The organism is Streptomyces sp. Isolate_45, assembly GCF_024721315.2.
Classification (GTDB): Bacteria; Actinomycetota; Actinomycetes; order Streptomycetales; family Streptomycetaceae; genus Streptomyces.
Genome location: NZ_JANFAK020000157.1, coordinates 1 through 18114 on the forward strand (window position 1 = coordinate 1; position 18114 = coordinate 18114).

At 72.3% G+C, this 18114-nt stretch carries 14 protein-coding genes; 7 read left to right on the forward strand and 7 right to left on the reverse strand.

Annotation, left to right across the window (positions count from 1 at the left end):
- On the reverse strand, positions 1-466 hold a 466-nt coding region (locus tag NOD94_RS33365), incomplete at its 3' end, for a DUF937 domain-containing protein (protein WP_281209934.1).
- A 301-nt stretch (positions 467-767) separates the two neighbouring features.
- On the opposite strand from NOD94_RS33365, the gene NOD94_RS33370 reads away from it, so the two are divergent.
- Positions 768-3011: an ATP-dependent RecD-like DNA helicase gene (locus NOD94_RS33370; RefSeq protein ID WP_281209935.1), complete on the forward strand. Its 2244-nt coding sequence runs from the start codon at positions 768-770 to the stop codon at positions 3009-3011.
- Between the two features lie 182 nt (positions 3012-3193).
- A complete protein-coding gene (locus tag NOD94_RS33375) occupies positions 3194-4483 on the forward strand; it encodes a citrate synthase (RefSeq protein WP_281209936.1) in 1290 nt (429 codons plus the stop codon).
- A 392-nt stretch (positions 4484-4875) separates the two neighbouring features.
- Here NOD94_RS33375 and NOD94_RS33380 read toward each other — a convergent pair whose 3' ends face one another.
- Positions 4876-7173 (reverse strand): heavy metal translocating P-type ATPase, encoded by a 2298-nt coding sequence (locus tag NOD94_RS33380; RefSeq protein ID WP_281209937.1) that lies wholly within the window; start codon positions 7171-7173, stop codon positions 4876-4878.
- Positions 7174-7268: 95 nt separating this feature from the next.
- Positions 7269-7568 carry a heavy-metal-associated domain-containing protein gene (locus NOD94_RS33385; protein ID WP_281209938.1) on the reverse strand — a complete coding sequence of 100 codons (300 nt, stop codon included), beginning with the start codon at positions 7566-7568 and terminating at the stop codon, positions 7269-7271.
- 137 nt (positions 7569-7705) lie between these two features.
- Between NOD94_RS33385 and NOD94_RS33390 the strand changes: the two genes are divergently transcribed.
- Entirely contained in the window at positions 7706-8926 is a 1221-nt protein-coding gene (locus tag NOD94_RS33390; RefSeq protein WP_281209945.1) for a cation:proton antiporter, read from the forward strand.
- Between the two features lie 55 nt (positions 8927-8981).
- Here the strand turns inward: NOD94_RS33390 and NOD94_RS33395 are convergent, their stop codons facing one another.
- The 3 genes from NOD94_RS33395 to NOD94_RS33405 form a co-directional block, all read right to left on the reverse strand.
- The gene (locus NOD94_RS33395) at positions 8982-9182 is read right to left on the reverse strand and encodes a MerR family transcriptional regulator (protein WP_030716013.1); all 201 of its coding nucleotides are present in this window, start codon (positions 9180-9182) and stop codon (positions 8982-8984) included.
- Positions 9183-9465: 283 nt separating this feature from the next.
- The gene (locus NOD94_RS33400) at positions 9466-10479 is read right to left on the reverse strand and encodes a Gfo/Idh/MocA family oxidoreductase (protein ID WP_281209939.1); all 1014 of its coding nucleotides are present in this window, start codon (positions 10477-10479) and stop codon (positions 9466-9468) included.
- Positions 10480-10509: 30 nt separating this feature from the next.
- Positions 10510-11424 carry a sugar phosphate isomerase/epimerase gene (locus NOD94_RS33405; RefSeq protein WP_281209940.1) on the reverse strand — a complete coding sequence of 305 codons (915 nt, stop codon included), beginning with the start codon at positions 11422-11424 and terminating at the stop codon, positions 10510-10512.
- A gap of 114 nt (positions 11425-11538) precedes the next feature.
- Between NOD94_RS33405 and iolC the strand changes: the two genes are divergently transcribed.
- Genes iolC through NOD94_RS33425 form a run of 4 tightly spaced genes read left to right on the forward strand, consistent with a single transcriptional unit; the run spans position 11539 to position 16811 of the window.
- Positions 11539-12471, forward strand: coding sequence for a 5-dehydro-2-deoxygluconokinase (gene iolC / locus NOD94_RS33410; protein ID WP_281209946.1), 933 nt, complete (start codon positions 11539-11541; stop codon positions 12469-12471).
- Complete coding sequence (gene iolB / locus NOD94_RS33415) at positions 12455-13429, forward strand: 5-deoxy-glucuronate isomerase (protein WP_281209941.1); 975 nt, start codon at positions 12455-12457, stop codon at positions 13427-13429. The genes iolC and iolB overlap by 17 nt, the downstream gene beginning before the upstream one ends.
- On the forward strand, positions 13426-15300 hold the full coding sequence (iolD, locus tag NOD94_RS33420) for a 3D-(3,5/4)-trihydroxycyclohexane-1,2-dione acylhydrolase (decyclizing) (protein ID WP_281209942.1): 1875 nt from the start codon (positions 13426-13428) through the stop codon (positions 15298-15300). Before iolB ends, iolD begins: the two co-directional genes overlap by 4 nt.
- Positions 15301-15311: 11 nt before the next feature.
- Positions 15312-16811: a CoA-acylating methylmalonate-semialdehyde dehydrogenase gene (locus tag NOD94_RS33425; RefSeq protein WP_281209943.1), complete on the forward strand. Its 1500-nt coding sequence runs from the start codon at positions 15312-15314 to the stop codon at positions 16809-16811.
- 146 nt (positions 16812-16957) lie between these two features.
- Here the strand turns inward: NOD94_RS33425 and NOD94_RS33430 are convergent, their stop codons facing one another.
- Positions 16958-18004, reverse strand: coding sequence for a DUF916 domain-containing protein (locus NOD94_RS33430; RefSeq protein WP_281209944.1), 1047 nt, complete (start codon positions 18002-18004; stop codon positions 16958-16960).
- Positions 18005-18114 lie beyond the last annotated feature (110 nt).

Genomic DNA, 18114 nt, shown 5'->3' on the forward strand with positions numbered 1-18114 from the left:
CGCCCGCCGGGGCGCCCCCGGCCGTGGCCCCGCCCGCGCCCCTGCCGGCGGACGCGCGCTTGGCGAGGACGGCCAGCAGCACCGGGATCAGCATCTCGATGACCCGGCTGATGGTGGGGGCGGGGATGCCGGTCTTCTTCGACACGGCGTTGGCCACGGGCTTGCTCACCTTGGCGAGCACCCCGGCCATCATCCCGCCGCTCAGCAGGCCGCCCATGCCGCCGCCGAGCGTGGCCACGCCCTGTAGGGGCGGTTCCGCCACCTCCGCGAAGGCCTGGCGCACCTCCACGCCGTCGTCGTCATCGGCTCCGGCCTTCTGCCGGAGGTCGCCCGTCATGGCGCCGACGGTCTCGGCGACGGTCTCGCGGGCGCCGCCGACGTCCGTGCCGAGCAGCCCGGCGATCTCCTGAAGCCTGTCGTCGCCGAGTTCGCCCAGCACGTCGTCCTGGAAGGAAGATTCGCTCATGCCCAAAACGCTACTTGTGCGGTGATTCGGTGGCACCTCGGACCGCCTCCGGGGACCCCTTGGGTAATGGAAAGGTAAAGTTCCGCTTTCCGGTGCAACCCTGCGCGCGGATCGCGGGTCGTATGGTGCGTCGGGACTTTCGGGAGGGGATCCGGGGGGATCGGGAAGTCCGACGAGGGAGGGGTAACCGTGAGGGGGTCCGGCCGCGAGGCCGGCCCCCCTTTCGTTTGTCCCCCTTCCCCCGCCCCCCTCCGTCCGCACCCCCCGGCGCGGTGTCGGCGCCGGGCGGTAGCGTCGTGCCATGACATCCAACGGGGCGGTGCAGTCGGCGGTGGTCGAGGGGGTGTTGGAGCGCATCACCTACGCCAACGAGGAGAGCGGGTACACGGTCGCCCGGGTCGACACCGGCCGGGGCTCCGGGGACCTGCTGACCGTCGTCGGCTCCCTCCTCGGCGCGCAGCCCGGCGAATCCCTGCGCATGGAGGGCCGTTGGGGCTCGCACCCCCAGTACGGCAAGCAGTTCAGCGTCGACAACTACTCGACGATCCTCCCGGCGACCATCCAGGGCATCCGCCGCTACCTCGGTTCCGGCCTCATCAAGGGCATCGGCCCCAAGATCGCCGACCGGATCGTGGAGCACTTCGGCACCGACACCCTCGACGTCATCGAGGCCGAACCCAAGCGCCTGATCGAGGTGCCCGGCCTCGGCCCGAAGCGGACGAAGCTGATCGGCGCGGCCTGGGAGGAGCAGAAGGCCATCAAGGAGGTCATGGTCTTCCTCCAGGGGGTCGGCGTCTCCACCTCCATCGCGGTGCGCATCTACAAGAAGTACGGCGACGCCTCCATCTCGGTCGTGAGGAACCAGCCGTACCGGCTCGCCGCCGACGTGTGGGGCATCGGCTTCCTCACCGCCGACCGGATCGCCCAGGCCGTCGGCATCCCGCACGACAGCCCCGAGCGGGTCAAGGCCGGGCTCCAGTACGCCCTGTCCCAGTCCACCGACCAGGGCCACTGCTTCCTGCCCGAGGAACGGCTCATCGCCGACGGCGTCAAACTCCTCCAGGTCGACACCGGACTGGTCATCGACTGCCTCGCCGAACTCGCCGCCGATCCGGAGGGAGTCGTGCGCGAGGCCGTGCCCGATCCCCAGGGCGGCCCGCCGATCACCGCGGTCTACCTGGTCCCCTTCCACCGCGCCGAACTCTCGCTGGTCGGCCAGGTCCGACGGCTCCTGAACGCCGAGGAGGACCGGATGCCGGCCTTCCGGGACGTGGACTGGGAGAAGGCCCTCGGCTGGCTGGCCGGCCGCACCGGAGCCGCCCTCGCCCCCGAGCAGCGGGACGCCGTACGCCTCGCCCTGACCCGCCGGGTCGCCGTCCTCACCGGCGGGCCCGGCTGCGGCAAGTCCTTCACCGTGCGCTCGATCGTCGAGCTGGCCCGGGCCAAGAAGGCCAAGGTGGTGCTCGCCGCCCCCACCGGCCGGGCGGCGAAGCGACTGTCCGAGCTCACCGGGGCCGATGCGTCCACCGTGCACAGGCTGTTGGAGCTGAAGCCGGGCGGAGACGCGGCCTACGACCGGGACCGGCCCTTGGACGCCGATCTCGTCGTGGTCGACGAGGCCTCGATGCTGGACCTCCTCCTCGCCAACAAGCTGGTCAAGGCGGTGGCCCCGGGTGCGCACCTGCTGCTCGTCGGCGATGTGGACCAGCTGCCGTCGGTCGGCGCCGGCGAGGTGCTGCGGGACCTGCTGGCCGAGGGCGGGCCGGTCCCGGCCGTCCGGCTGACCAGGATCTTCCGTCAGGCCCAGCAGTCGGGGGTGGTCACCAACGCCCACCGCATCAACACGGGGTTGCCGCCCCTCACCGACAACCTGCCCGACTTCTTCCTCTTCCCCGAGGAGGACACGGAGGCGGCCGGAATCCTTACCGTGGACGTGGCCGCACGTCGAATTCCGGCCAGATTCGGGCTCGACCCCCGCCGGGACATCCAGGTCCTCGCCCCCATGCACCGCGGCCCCGCCGGGGCGGGGAACCTCAACGGCCTGCTCCAGCAGGCGATCACACCGGCCCGGCCGAACCTCCCCGAGAAGCGGTTCGGCGGCCGGGTCTTCCGGGTGGGGGACAAGGTGACCCAGATCCGGAACAACTACGAGAAGGGCGCCAACGGCGTCTTCAACGGCACGGTCGGCGTGGTCACCGCCCTGGACCTGGACGAACAGCGCCTGACGGTCCGTACGGAGGAGGACGAGGAGGTCGTATACGAGTTCGCCGAACTCGACGAGCTCGCCCACGCCTACGCGGTCACCATCCACCGCTCCCAGGGGAGTGAATATCCGGCCGTCGTGATCCCGGTCACCACCGGTGCCTGGATGATGCTCCAGCGGAACCTGCTCTACACGGCCGTGACCAGGGCGAAGAAACTGGTCGTCCTGGTCGGGTCACGCAAGGCGCTCGGCCAGGCGGTGCGTACCGTTTCGGCAGGCAGGAGGTACACGGCGGTGGCATCGAGACTGTCCGGCCGGATACCGGTGGGAAACATCACCTAAATGATCGATCATCTGGGGTTCCCCGGCCGGTGCGGAGGGGGCAGGATGTTCAGGTTGGCGGCACTCAGTGCCGTCAAAAGGACCAAAGGCCGACCCCGAGTGCACTCTCCTGCGCCAAATGGGGGAAGGTAGAGGCAGTCAGGGCACCTCGAAGAAGAGGCACTACGTCGGTGAGGGATGACGTGAGCGACAACTCTGTAGTACTCCGGTACGCGGACGGTGAATACACCTACCCGGTGGTCGAGAGCACCGTCGGTGACCAGGGCTTCGACATCGCGAAGCTGCGGGCCCAGACCGGGCTCGTCACTCTGGACAGTGGCTACGGCAACACCGCCGCCTACAAGTCCGCGATTACCTATCTCGACGGCGAGCAGGGGATCCTGCGTTACCGCGGGTACCCGATCGAGCAGTTGGCCGAGCGTTCGACCTTCATCGAGGTCGCCTACCTGCTGATCAACGGGGAGCTGCCGACCGTCGACCAGCTCGCGTCGTTCCGCAACGAGATCACCCAGCACACGCTGCTGCACGAGGACGTGAAGCGCTTCTACGACGGCTTCCCGCGTGACGCGCACCCGATGGCGATGCTGTCCTCCGTGGTCAGCGCGCTGTCCACGTTCTACCAGGACAGCCACAACCCCTTCGACGACCAGCAGCGCCACCTCTCGACGATCCGGCTGCTGGCCAAGCTCCCGACGATCGCGGCGTACGCGTACAAGAAGTCGGTCGGCCACCCGGTGGTCTACCCGCGCAACGACCTCGGCTACGTCGAGAACTTCCTGCGCATGACCTTCTCCGTGCCGGCCCAGGAGTACGACCTGGACCCGGTCGTGGTCTCGGCGCTCGACAAGCTGCTGATCCTGCACGCGGACCACGAGCAGAACTGCTCGACCTCCACCGTGCGTCTGGTCGGCTCCTCGCAGGCGAACATGTTCGCCTCGATCTCCGCCGGCATCTCGGCCCTGTGGGGCCCGCTGCACGGTGGCGCCAACCAGTCCGTCCTGGAGATGCTGGAAGGCATCAAGCAGGACGGCGGCGACGTCGACGCCTTCATCCGCAAGGTGAAGAACAAGGAAGACGGCGTCCGCCTCATGGGCTTCGGGCACCGCGTCTACAAGAGCTTCGACCCCCGGGCGAAGATCATCAAGGCGGCGGCCCACGACGTCCTCTCCGCGCTCGGCAAGAGCGACGAGCTGCTGGACATCGCGCTCAAGCTGGAAGAGCACGCGCTGGCCGACGAGTACTTCGTCGAGCGCAACCTCTACCCGAACGTGGACTTCTACACCGGTCTGATCTACCGGGCCATGGGCTTCCCGACCGAGATGTTCACCGTGCTCTTCGCGCTCGGCCGGCTCCCCGGCTGGATCGCCCAGTGGCACGAGATGATCAAGGAGCCCGGCTCCCGCATCGGTCGCCCGCGCCAGATCTACACCGGCGAGGTCCTGCGCGACTTCGTCCCGGTCGAGGCCCGCTAGCGGTCGGACCTCGCGGCGGTCACGCCGTCGCGGTCACCCGCGGCGGCCGCTCTGCGAAAAGCGCCCCGCCGTCGATCCCCCCACGGGTCGACGGTCGGGGCGCTTCCCATTCCCCGGACGCGGACTCCCCCCACGGGACCCGCGCCGGGGCGTCTGTGTGCCGGGACCCGTTCGGTTCGGGAAGGCCGCTCAAGGCTCCCGCGGGCACGTGCCCCGGCCGGCTGATGCCCGGACGTCCCCCAAGACCTCCGTCAAACGTCCCCCAAGACGTTTTCGGCATCGCCCCATTAGACCCGTGGCGACCCCGGATGGTTACGTTGTCATCACTGTGATCTGCGTCTCCCGTGAAGGAGATGTGGAGGATCGGCGGAGGTGGCCCTCCGGGTGGTCGCTCAGCGGAAGGACCGCAGCCGGAGGCTGTTGGTGACGACGAAGACCGAGGAGAAGGCCATGGCCGCCCCCGCGATCATGGGGTTGAGCAGGCCGGCGGCGGCCAGCGGCAGCGCCGCCACGTTGTAGCCGAAGGCCCAGAACAGGTTCCCCTTGATGGTGGCGAGGGTCCGGCGGGAGAGCCGGATGGCGTCCGCGGCCACCCGCAGATCGCCCCGTACGAGGGTCAGGTCCGCGGCCTCGATGGCCGCGTCGGTGCCCGTGCCCATGGCCAGGCCCAGGTCCGCCCGGGCCAGCGCGGCCGCGTCGTTGACCCCGTCGCCCACCATGGCGACCGTCCGGCCCTCGGCCTGGAGGCGGCGGACGACCTCCACCTTGTCCTGCGGGAGCACCTCGGCGATCACTTCCTCGATGCCCACCTCGCGGGCCACCGTCTCGGCGACGGCCCGGTTGTCGCCGGTCAGCAGCACCGGCGTGAGGCCGAGCGCCCGCAGCCGGGACACCGCCTCGGCGCTGGTCCCCTTGACGGCGTCGGCGACCACCAGCACCCCGCGCGCCTCACCGTCCCAGGCGACCAGGACGGCCGTGCCGCCCCCGGCCTCGGCGTCGGCCTTGGCCCGGGCGAGGCCGGCGGGCAGGGTGATCGACCGCTCGGCGAGCAGCCGCTCCCGACCGACGAGCACGGCACGACCGTCGACGACGCCGCTGACGCCGAGCCCGGCCAGGTTCTCGAAGGCCCCGGGGACCGGCGTCGCGCCCTCCCCGTCACCCGTACGCTCGGCGGCGCCCGCCGTGATCGCGCGGGCGACCGGGTGCTCGGAGGCGTGCTCCAGCGCGCCCGCGAGCCGCAGCAGTTCCTTCTCGTCGACGCCCTCGGCGACGTGCACGGCGGACAGGGCCATCCGGCCGGTGGTGACGGTTCCGGTCTTGTCCAGGACGACCGTGTCGACCCGGCGGGTGGACTCCAGCACCTCCGGCCCCTTGATCAGGATGCCGAGTTGCGCGCCCCGGCCGGTGCCGACCATCAGCGCGGTCGGCGTGGCCAGCCCCAGGGCGCACGGGCAGGCGATGATCAGGACGGCCACGGCGGCGGTGAACGCGGCCGTCGGATCGTCGGTGATCAGCAGCCAGGTCACCCAGGTGCCCAGCGCGAGCAGCAGGACGACCGGGACGAACACGGCGGAGATCCGGTCGGCGAGGCGTTGCACCTCGGCCTTTCCGTTCTGCGCGTCCTCGACCATCTTGGCCATCCGGGCGAGTTGGGTGTCGGCGCCGACGCGGGACGCCTCCACCACGATGCGGCCCGAGGTGTTGACGGTGGCGCCGGTGACGGGGTCGCCGACGGAGACCTCGACGGGCACGGACTCGCCGGTCAGCATGGAGGCGTCCACGGCGGAGCCGCCCTCGACGACCGTGCCGTCGGTGGCGATCTTCTCCCCGGGCCGCACCACGAACCGGTCGCCCACGGCGAGCGTGCCAACGGGGACCATCACCTCCCGGCCGCCGCGCAGCACCGCCACCTCCTTGGCGCCCAGTTCCAGCAGCGCCCTCAGGGCCGCGCCGGCCTTCCGCTTGGAGCGGGCCTCCAGGTAGCGGCCGAGCAGGATGAACGTGATGACGCCCGCCGCGACCTCCAGGTACAGGGCGGAGGAGCCGTCCGTGCGCGTGACGGTGCCCCCCTGAACCGTGAAGAGGGTGAAGTCGTGCCGCATGCCGGGCATGCCCGCGTGCCCGAAGAACAGGGCCCACAGCGACCAGGTGTAGGCGGCGAGGGTGCCGACCGAGACCAGGGTGTCCATGGTGGCGGCGCCGTGCCGGGCGTTGGTCCAGGCGGCCCGGTGGAAGGGGAGGCCGCCCCAGACGACCACGGGGGAGGCGAGGGTGAGCGAGAGCCACTGCCAGTTGTCGAACTGGAGGGCGGGGACCATCGAGAGCAGGACGACGGGCAGCGCCAGGGTCGCGGACACCACCAGTCGCTGCCGCAGCGCGGCCGATTCGGGATCGCCCACCGGGGCGGCGCCCTCCGCCTCGACCTCGGGCGCCGGCGGCGGGGGTTCCTCGGCGGTGTAGCCGGTCTTCACGACGGTCGCGATGAGGTCGGCGACCCGTACGTCACCCGCGTACGAGACCCGGGCCTTCTCGGTGGCGTAGTTCACCGTGGCGGTGACCCCGTCCATCCGGTTCAGCTTCTTCTCGATGCGGGCCGCGCAGGAGGCGCAGGTCATCCCGCCGATCACCAGCTCGACCTCGGCCGCACCCGGAGCCGCTATGGGCCCGTCGTGCACTGTGCTGCTGCTCATGTCCGGCTCCAGGGGGAGGGCCGGGCCGTACGGAACCGGTATGAGCCGGCCGGCACGACCCGGCGGAGTACCGCGGAAGTGCGGGGCTGTGGGCCTCAGGCCCGACCGGCGAGCTCGTAGCCGGCCTCGTCCACGGCGGCGCGCACGTCCTCGTCGGCGAGCGGGGCGGCGGAGATCACGGTCACCTCGCCGGTGGCGGCGACGGCCTTGACCGAGGTCACGCCCGGCAGGGCGGTGAGCTCGGCGGTCACGGCGCCCTCGCAGTGCCCACAGGTCATGCCGGTGACCTTGTACACGGCGGTGACGGCGCCGACCTCGACGGTGCCGTCGTGGCAGGAGCCGGTGCTGGAGCAGCAGGATCCGCTCGACTGCGGAGTGTCCGTCTCGGCGGTCATCTCGTTCTCCTCTTTCGGGGGGTCTTTCTGACAGATTATACCCCTAGGGGGTATTCGGCGACCATTCGGCGGGTGGTGTGGCGTCGACGCGGCCCACCTCATGGACAAAGCATGTGGAACATAAGTAAATGGCCCTCATGGATCATCCGGGGACATTCGTTCTGATCATGGTTGTCGCCGTCCTCGCTCCGATCCTCGCCCACGGGGTATCGCGTTGGCTGTCCGTGCCGTTGGTGATCTTCGAGATCGTGATGGGCATCCTGATCGGGCCGGACGTGCTCGGCTGGGCCCACACGGGCGATGTGATCGACGTGCTCAGTGAACTCGGCCTCGCCATGCTCATCTTCCTCGCCGGGTACGAGATTCAGTTCGACCAGGTCAAGGGGGACACCCTCAACCGGTCTGTGGTGGCCTGGCTCATCACCCTGGTGCTCGGCCTGGCGGCGGGCATCCTGCTCGCCCACGGCGACGGGTTCGAGAAGGGCGTCTACATCGGCACCGCCCTCACCAGCACCGCCCTCGGCACGATCCTGCCGGTGCTGCGGGACTCCGGAGACCTCGGGAGCCGCTTCGGGACGGTGATGATGGCCATGGGCGCGGTCGGCGAGTTCGGGCCGATCATCGCCATGGCGCTGCTGCTCGGCGGGCGGGCGCCGGCCGGCTCGGCGGCCGTGCTGATCGCCTTCGGGGTGCTGACGGCGGCCGCGGTGTTCTGGGCCCTGCGGCCCAAGCCGCCCTGGTTCTCCAAGGTCATCGTCACCACCCTGCACAGCAGCGCGCAGTTCGCCGTCCGGCTGGTCTTCCTGCTGCTGGTCGCCATGCTCGCGCTGGCCGAGGTCCTGGGGCTCGACGTCCTCCTCGGCGCCTTCGCCGCCGGGCTGATCACCCGGCTGGTGCTGAACGGGGCGGCGCCGGAGAGCAGCGAGGTCGTGCTGTCGAAGGTGGAGGCCATCGGGTTCGGCTTCCTCGTGCCGCTCTTCTTCGTGGTCACCGGCATCGAGTTCGACCTGGACGCCCTGCTGGCGGGAGGCGGGACGCTGTTGCTGCTGCCCGTCTTCCTCGCGCTGTTCCTGGTGGTGCGCGGGCTGCCGATGTGGCTGCTGGCCCCGCGCGACCTCGGGCGCCGGGACCGCTCGGCGCTCGTCCTGTTCGGGTCGACCGCCCTGCCGCTGGTGGTCGCGATCACCACCCTCGGCGTCGAGGCCGGGAAGGTGGAGCCGGGCGAGGCGGCGGCGCTGGTCGGGGCCGGAATGCTGTCGGTGCTGGTCTTCCCGCTGCTGGGCATGCGGCTGCGGGCCCGCCCGGGGGCTCCGCGGCAGCGGGGCTCCCGAGCGGCGTACGAGGCGGAATCCTGGTGAACCGCCCGGTCCGGGGCGGGCGGGGGAGCCCCGCCCCGGACCGTCGGTGGCGCGCTCAGTCCTCGCGGCGGCCCCGGTTGCCGGGGCGACGCGCCACCCATGCCCGGACGGTGTCGGCGTACCAGTAGGGCTTGCCGCCCTCCACGTGGTCGGGCGTGGGAAGCAGCCCGTGCTTGCGGTAGGAGCGCACCGTGTCCGGCTGCACCCGGATATGGGCGGCGATCTCCTTGTACGACCACAGCTGACGGTCGCTCATCGACGGCACCTCCTTGTCCACGCCGCGGGGCCGGCCGGGAGGCCGTCGGGGGAGCCGGCGCGTGGACACAGACGATCACTCGGGTTGTGCCCGGAGAACGACGCTGGGTGAGGGCAGGGGAGCGGCTGTCGAGCGCCTGTGACGGAAAACCCGCGTAATGCGGATATGCGTGACACGAGGGGGACTCCTGTGACGGATGCGGCACAGGAGTCCCGGGGCGGAAGCGGTGTCCGGGAGATGCTTGTACGACCGGCGACCCGGTGGCGGCGATCGGGGGAGCCCGTCAGCGGCGGTACAGCTCCGGTCGCTCGGCCAGCCGGACCTCGGTCCGCACGCCGGTGCGCGCCGCCGCCAGTCCCGCCTCGGAGACGGCGGCCGCCGCGTACCCGTCCCAGGCGTCCGGACCCTCGACGCGACCCCGCGCGGCCGCGGCGACCCACCCCCGCACCTGGCGGTCGTAGGCGTCGGCGAACCGGGTGGTGTAGTCCTGGGTGATCTCCCCGCCCCAGCGGCCGGCCGACTCGACGACCATCGCCCGACCGTCGCCGATCCGGGCGCTGCCGGACTCCCCGACCGCCTCGCAGCGGACCTGGTAGCCGAAACCGCAGTTGACGAAGATCTCGACGTCCACGATCACCCCGCCCGAGGTCTCCAGCAGCACCAGCCGGGGATCGCGCAGCCCCTCGGGAGCGGCCGAGGACGGCGCCGGGGAGAGCACCGTCACGGCGGTGACCTCCTGGCCCAGCAGCCAGCGCGCCGCGTCCACCTCGTGCACCACCGAATCGGTGATCAGCATGTCGCTGGTGAAGAACGAGGGCGAGGCGACGTTGCGGTGGCGGCAGTGCAGGAAGAGGGGCCGCCCGATGCCACCCGCGTCGAGCAGCTCCTTGAGGCGCTCGTACTCGGCGTCGTACCGCCGCATGAACCCCACCTGCACCAGGCGTCGGCCGAGTCGGCGCTCGGCCTCCATCACCCGCAGGGCGCCCTCCGGGTCCGGGGTCAGCGGCTTCTCGCAGAGCACCGGCAATTCCCGTTCCAGGGCCTGCAGAATCGCTTCCTCGTGGGCCGGGCCGGGCGAGGCGATCAGGACGGCGTCCACGCCGGGGTGGGCCATCGCGGCCGCCGGGTCCGTGTACGCGCCCGCGCCGTCCAGGTCCGCCGCGACCTCCTTGACCCGGTCCCCGTCGGGATCGGCGAGCGCCACCACCCGCGCCCCGCCGACCGTGGCGCCGATCCGGCGCACGTGATCGGCGCCCATCCTTCCCGTGCCGATGACGGCGATGCCGAGCGTGCTCATGTAACGGTGTCCCTTCGGGAGTCGGGCCGGTCAGCGGGCGCCGCAGGAGCGCAGGTAGGCGCGGGTGCGCCGGGCGATGGGCAGCGGGCGGTCCGGCGGACACGGGTACATGTCCTGCTCCACGATCGCGAACAGGTCCACGCCGAGCCGCTGCGCCGCCACCAGTACGGGTTCCAGCGCGGGCACCCCCGACGGCGGCTCGCACATCACCCCGCGCGCCACGGCCGGCCCGAACGGCAGCTCCTGCGCCACCACTTCGGCGAGGATCCGCGGATCCACCTGCTTCAGGTGGAGGTAGCCGATCCGCTCCCCGAAGGCCTCGACCGCCTCGACGCTGTCCCCGCCGCAGTACGCGTAGTGCCCGGTGTCCAGGCACAGGGACACCAGCGCGGGATCGGTGGCGTCCAGGAACCGGGCCACGTTCTCCGGGGTGTCGATGTGGGTGTCGGCGTGCGGGTGGACGACGATCCGCAGCCCGTACCGGTCCCGGACCTCCCGGCCCAGGCGCTCCGTCTGCGCGGCCAGTTCACGCCATTGATCCGGGGTCAGCACCCGGTCCTCCAGCACCTTCCCGGTCTTGTCGTCCCGCCAGAAGGAGGGGATGACCACCAACCGGTCCGCGCCCGTCGACGCCGTGAGCTCCGCGATCCGCGACACGTGCGCCCAGGTCTCGTCCCACACGGCGGGCCCGTGATGGAGTCCGGTGAAGACCGTGCCGGCGGACACCCGCAGGCCCCGCCGGGCGGTCTCGTCGGCGAGGCGGACGGGATCGGTGGGCAGGTAGCCGTACGGGCCCAACTCGATCCACTCGTAACCGGCTTCCGCGACCTCGTCGAGGAAACGGTCCCAGGGCGTCTGGAGGGGGTCTTCCGGGAACCAGACACCCCAGGAGTCCGGAGCCGAACCGATGCGGATACGGGTCAACGCGGGCGGGGAGGACGTCATGTCGGCCACCTTAGGGTGCGAGGCTCGAAGGGACGAGGAAGACGAGTGGGAGGAGGGCCCGCGGTGACCACCGAGCAAGGCCGCGCGGACGGCGGGGCGTACGACCTCATCACGATGGGGCGGATCGGGGTGGATCTCTACCCGCTGAAGACCGGTGTACCGCTCGCCGAGGCGGACACCTTCGGCAAGTTCCTCGGCGGCTCACCGACGAACGTCGCCGTCGCCGCCTCCCGACTGGGACGGCGCACCGCGGTGATCACCCGGACCGGGGCGGACCCCTTCGGGGCGTACCTGAGGTCCGAGCTGCGCGGCTTCGGCGTCGACGACCGGTGGGCGGGCGAGGTGGACCGCTACCCGACGCCCGTCACCTTCTGCGAGATCTTCCCGCCGGACCACTTCCCGCTGTACTTCTACCGGCTCCCCAAGGCCCCCGACCTGGAGATCCGGCCCGACGAGGTGGACCGGGACGCGGTGCGCGCCGCCCGGGTCTTCTGGATGACGGGTACGGGCCTCAGCGCGGAGCCCAGCCGCAGCGCCACTCTCGCCGCGCTGGAGGCCCGCTCGGAGTCCGGGCCGACCGGCATCACGGTCTTCGACCTGGACTGGCGGCCCATGCTGTGGGAGGGGTCGCCGCAACCCTGGTACGGGCGGGCGCTCGCCCTGGCGACCGTCGCCGTCGGCAACGCCGAGGAGTGCGAGGTCGCCACCGGGGAGAGCGACCCGTACGCGGCCGCCCGGGCCCTGCTCGCGGCCGGGGTGGAGCTCGCCGTCGTCAAGCGGGGCCCGCTGGGCGTGCTGGCCGCCGACCGGAGCGGGACGGTGGTGGAGGTGCCGCCCGTACCCGTGACCGTGGTGAACGGGCTCGGAGCCGGCGACGCCTTCGGGGGCGCACTGGTCCACGGGCTGCTCGCCGGCTGGGACCTGGAACGGGTACTGCGCTACGCGAACGCCGCGGGGGCCATCGTCGCCTCCCGGCTGGCCTGCGGGGCGGCGATGCCGTTCCCCGCCGAGGTGGAGGAGGTGCTGGGTCGTGCCGGTGGTGTCTGAGACGGAGATGGCCTTCACCCGGCTGCGGGTCCTCGACCTCGCGCCCGGGGAGACGTACGCCTTCGCGTGCGGGGACGCGGAGTGGATCGTGCTCCCGCTGTCGGGCGGCTGCCGGGTCCGCTGCGCGGAGGCGGAAGCGGGGCCGGGCGGTGCCGTCCGGCCGGCGGTCCGGGCGGGCGCGGACCCGGGCGCGGACCCGGGCGCGGCGCCGGGAGGGGCCGGTGCGCCGGGTGCCGGTGCCGGTGCGGCGCGTGGGGGTGGTGGGGAGCCGCTCGGCGAGGTGGTGTTCCGGCTGAGGGGGCGGAGCGGGGTGTTCGACGCGGTCAGCGACTTCGCGTACCTGCCGCGGGACGCGCGCGCGGAGGTCACCTCGGCGGACGGCGGGCGCTTCGCCCTCGTGGGGGCGCTGTGCGAGCGGCGGCTGCCCGCCCGCTACGGCCCGGCCGCCGGGGTCCCCGTCGAGCTGCGCGGCGCCGGGACCTGCTCCCGGCAGGTCAACAACTTCGCCGCCGCCGACGCCTTCCCCTGCGACCGGCTCATCGCCGTCGAGGTGCTCACCCCCGGCGGGAACTGGTCGTCCTACCCGCCCCACAAGCACGACGAGCACCACCCCGGCGAGGAATCCCGGCTGGAGGAGATCTACTGGTACGAGATCGCCCCCCACGAGGGCGTCCCCGGACTCGGCTACCAGCGCGTCAGCCCCTCACCGGCGGGGACGACCGACATCCTCACGGAGGTGCGGACCGGCGACACCGTCCTCATCCCGGACGGCTGGCACGGCCCGTCCATCGCCGCCCCCGGGCACGACATGTACTACCTGAACGTCATGGCCGGCCCGGCCGGCGGCACCCGGGAGTGGCTGATCCGCGACCACCCCGACCACGGCTGGATCCGGGACACCTGGACCGGCCGGGAGACCGACCCCCGGCTGCCCTTCTACCGCGCGGAGGAAGCGTGAGGCTCACCGTCGCCCAGGCACTCGTACGCTTCCTGGCCCGCCAGTACACCGAACGCGACGGCCACCGGCACCGGATGATCGCCGCGACCTGGGGGATCTTCGGCCACGGCAACGTCGCCGGGATCGGCCAGGCCCTGCTGGAGAGCGGGCCGCACGCCATGCCGTTCCTCCAGGGACGCAACGAACAGGCCATGGTGCACGCCGCCGTCGGCTACGCCCGGCAGAGCGGACGGCTGTCCGCGCACGCCGTGACCACCTCGATCGGGCCCGGCGCGACCAACCTCGTCACCGGCGCCGCCCTCGCCACGATCAACCACCTCCCGGTGCTGCTGCTCCCCGGGGACACCTTCGCGACCCGACCCGCCGATCCGGTGCTCCAGCAGCTCGAAGTTCCCTACGCGGGCGACGTCTCCGTCAACGACACCCTGCGGCCCGTGTCCCGGTACTTCGACCGGATCACCCGGCCCGAGGCCCTGGTCCCCGCCGCCCTCCAGGCGATGCGGGTGCTCACCGACCCCGCCGCGACCGGCGCCGTCACCCTCGCGCTGCCGCAGGACGTACAGGTGGAGGCGTACGACTGGCCCGAGGAGTTCTTCGCCGAACGGGTCTGGCGGGTCAGGGCGCCGCAACCGGACCCCGACGAACTCGACGCGGCCCGCGCCGCCCTCCGCGCGGCCCGCCGGCCGCTGATCATCGCCGGTGGCGGGGTGCGGCACAGCGGCGGCGCGAGCGCCCTGCGCACGCTCGCCGAGGCCACCGGAATCCCCGTCGCCTCCACCCAGGCGGGCAAGGGCTCCCTGCCCTTCGACCACCCGGCGGACGTGGGCGGCATCGGCCACACCGGCACGGCCACCGCCGACCACCTGGCCCGCGGCGCCGACCTGGTACTGGGCGTCGGCACCCGGTACACCGACTTCACCACCGCCTCCGCCACCCTGTTCCAGCACCCCGACGTCCGGTTCGTCAACCTCAACGTCGCCGCGTTCGACGCGCACAAGATGGCCGGCGCCCCGCTGCTCGCCGACGCCCGGGCCGGACTGCGGGCACTCGCCGAGGGCCTGCACGGACACCGGGTGGACCCCGAGTACGAGGCCGCGTACACGGCCGCGAAGGCCGACTGGGAGGCCCGCGTCGACGCCGCCTACGCCGTACCCGCCCCCGACGAGGACCGGCCGCCCACCCAGGCGCAGGTCCTCGGCCTGCTCGACGCCCTCGTCGACGACACCGACATCCTCGTCAACGCCGCCGGCTCCCTCCCCGGCGACCTCCACAAGCTGTGGCGGACCCGTTCCGTCGACCAGTACCACGTCGAGTACGGCTACTCCTGCATGGGCTACGAGATCCCCGCCGCGATCGGCGTGGCCCTCGCCGCGCCCGGCCGCCCCGTGTGGGCGCTGGTCGGGGACGGGACGTACCTGATGAACCCCACCGAGATCGTCACCGCCGTCCAGGAGGGCCTGCCGCTGCGGCTGGTGATCCTCGACAACCACGGCTACGCCTCCATCGGCGGCCTGTCCGGGGCCGTGGGCGCGGAGGGGTTCGCCACCGCGTACCGCTTCCGGGGGGCGGACGGTGCCTACGACGGAGCCCCCCTTCCGGTGGACCTCGCGGCGAACGCGGCCTCCCTCGGGATGGCCGTCATCCGCACCCGCACCATCGGTGACCTGCGAAAAGCCCTCGCCGAGGCGCGGGAGGCGGACCGTCCCACATGTGTCTACGCACAGACCCGAACACCCGACACTGTGTCGGGCCCACCCCCGGCACAGGCGTGGTGGGATGTTCCTGTGGCCGAGACCGCGACCCGTACGTCGGCGGCCCTGGCCCGTGAAGAGTACGACCGGCAAGCCGCGCAGCGACGTCGCCATCTGTGAAGGAGCAAGGCATGAAGACCGTCAACCACTGGATCGGTGGCAAGACCGTCGAGGGCGCGTCGGGCAACTACGGCCCGGTCACCGACCCGGCGACGGGCGAGGTCACCACGCAGGTGGCCCTCGCCTCGACCGAAGAGGTCGACGCGGCCGTACGCGTCGCCAAGGAGGCCTTCCTCAGCTGGGGCCAGTCCTCGCTGGCCGCCCGCACCAAGGTGCTGTTCGCCTACCGCGCCCTGCTGGACGCCAACCGTGACGCCATCGCCGAGCTGATCACCGCCGAGCACGGCAAGGTCCACTCGGACGCGCTGGGCGAGGTCGCGCGCGGCCTGGAGATCGTCGAGCTGGCCTGCGGGATCACCGTGCAGCTCAAGGGCGAGCTGTCCACGTCCGTGTCCAACCGGGTGGACGTCTCCTCGATCCGCCAGCCGATCGGCGTCGTCGCCGGCATCACCCCGTTCAACTTCCCGGCGATGGTCCCGATGTGGATGTTCCCGCTGGCCGTCGCCTGCGGAAACACCTTCATCCTCAAGCCGAGCGAGAAGGACCCCTCGGCCTCGAACAAGCTGGCCGAGCTGATGACGGAGGCCGGCCTGCCGGCGGGCGTCCTCAACGTCGTCCACGGCGACAAGGTCGCGGTCGACGCGCTGCTCGCGCACCCGGACGTCGCGGCCGTCTCCTTCGTCGGCTCGACCCCGATCGCCCGCCACATCCACACCACCGCCTCCGCCAACGGCAAGCGCGTCCAGGCCCTGGGCGGCGCCAAGAACCACATGCTGGTCCTGCCCGACGCCGACCTGGACGCCGCCGCCGACGCGGCCGTCTCCGCCGCCTACGGCTCCGCCGGCGAGCGCTGCATGGCGATCTCCGCCGTCGTCGCCGTCGGGGCCATCGCCGACGAGCTCGTCGAGAAGATCCGCGAGCGCGCCGAGAAGATCAAGGTCGGCCCCGGCAACGACCCGACCTCCGAGATGGGCCCGCTGATCACCGCCGCCCACCGCGACAAGGTCGCCTCGTACGTCAAGGGCGCCGCCGCCCAGGGCGCGGACGTCGTCCTCGACGGCACCGGCCTGCGCGTAGAGGGCAACGAGAACGGCCACTGGATCGGCCTGTCCCTCCTCGACAACGTCAGGACCGACTCCGACGCCTACCGCGACGAGATCTTCGGCCCGGTGCTGTGCGTCCTGCGCACCGAGACCTACGAGGAGGGCGTCGCCCTCATCAACGCCTCGCCGTTCGGCAACGGCACCGCGATCTTCACCCGCGACGGCGGCGCCGCCCGCCGCTTCCAGCTGGAGATCCAGGCGGGCATGGTCGGCGTGAACGTGCCGATCCCGGTGCCGGTGGGCTACCACTCCTTCGGCGGCTGGAAGGACTCCCTCTTCGGGGACCACCACATCTACGGCAACGACGGCATCCACTTCTACACCCGCGGCAAGGTCGTCACGACCCGCTGGCCCGACCCGGCCGACGCCCCGTCCGGCGTGGACCTGGGCTTCCCCCGCAACCACTGACGGCCCCCGCGGCCCCGAACACAGGCACCCCCGGCCACCCTCACCGGCCGGGGGTTCCTGCCGTCCGGGGTCGGTTTCCCGTTCCGTCAACCGTCGCTTGACCCCGGGGTCACGAGGTCGGGAGCATCGAGGGGTTGACCGGGTCGTCAGCGCCCGCCCACGAGGTCCGGCGTCCGCTGCGGGTGTTCCGGGACGGTGCGGCGGCGGCGCCGCAAGATCAGGAAGGCGGTGGCGGCGGCCGTCAGGAGCAGGGCGGCGCCGGCGGCCGGCCAGGGGACGGCGAGGAAGTCCGTACCGGATTCCGACCGGAGGTCCGGGTGGGCGGTCGCGTCCGCCGAGACCTTGACGTCGACCCAGTCCAACTGCGGCGCGTCCGGCCACGCCTCGGACAGCTCGGCGCGCTGCCCGGGTAGCAGGACCAGGCCGGTCGCCCTGGCGGCCCGGTCCAGTACCTCCCGGCCGAACAACCCCTGCGCCGAGATCGTCACGCGCGGCTCGACCACCACGTTGCCCCGGTTGACCAGGGTGTAGGTGATGGTGGCGCGGGCGTCCCCCAGCCACGGCACGACGGGGGCGCTGCGAGTGACCCGTACGTCCTCCACGCTCAGGCCCGCGGTCACCGGCCCCGGTACCCGGAAGTACAGGCGCGCGCCCACCGACCGCTTGACCCCGACCTGCACCTTGCCGTCCCGCCGCACGCCCTCGACGGCCGTGTTCAACGCGACGATCCCGCCGACGTGGTCGCCCGGGGTCGCGTCCGCGGGCACCTTCACGGAGAACGGGATGTCCTTGCGGCCCTTCGCCGGGACGGTCACGGTCGTCGCCGCCTCCGGAGCCAGCGCGATCCACGCGCCGACGTCCTTGGGCTTCGCCTCGACGGGCAGCAGGGCGAAGGCGCCGCCCGACGGGGTGTTCATCGCGTCCGTCGCGAAGACCTGGAAGGTCAGCTCCTTGTCGGAGGAGTTCAGGATCGTCGCGCTGTCGGCGAGGGCCGTCCCGGCGGTGCCCTGGTGGAAGAAGTAGGCGCGATCGGTCATCGCCGCACCGGCCGGGGGCGTGGGGAAGACGCCCCAGGTGCCGTTGTCCGCGGCCGTGGCGGTGGTCGCGGCGGTGGCGGGGAGCAGCAGACCGCACAGGGCGGCGAGGAGGAGGGCGACGCTGCGGGGTCGCGCGGGGCGGCGGCGGATGCGCATGGGCGGGTCTCTCCAGTCGCGGCGCGGAGCGGGAAAAGGGGGGGGGGGGGGGGGGGGGGGGGGGGGGGGGGGGGGGGGGGGGGGGGGGGGGGGGGGGGGGGGGGGGGGGG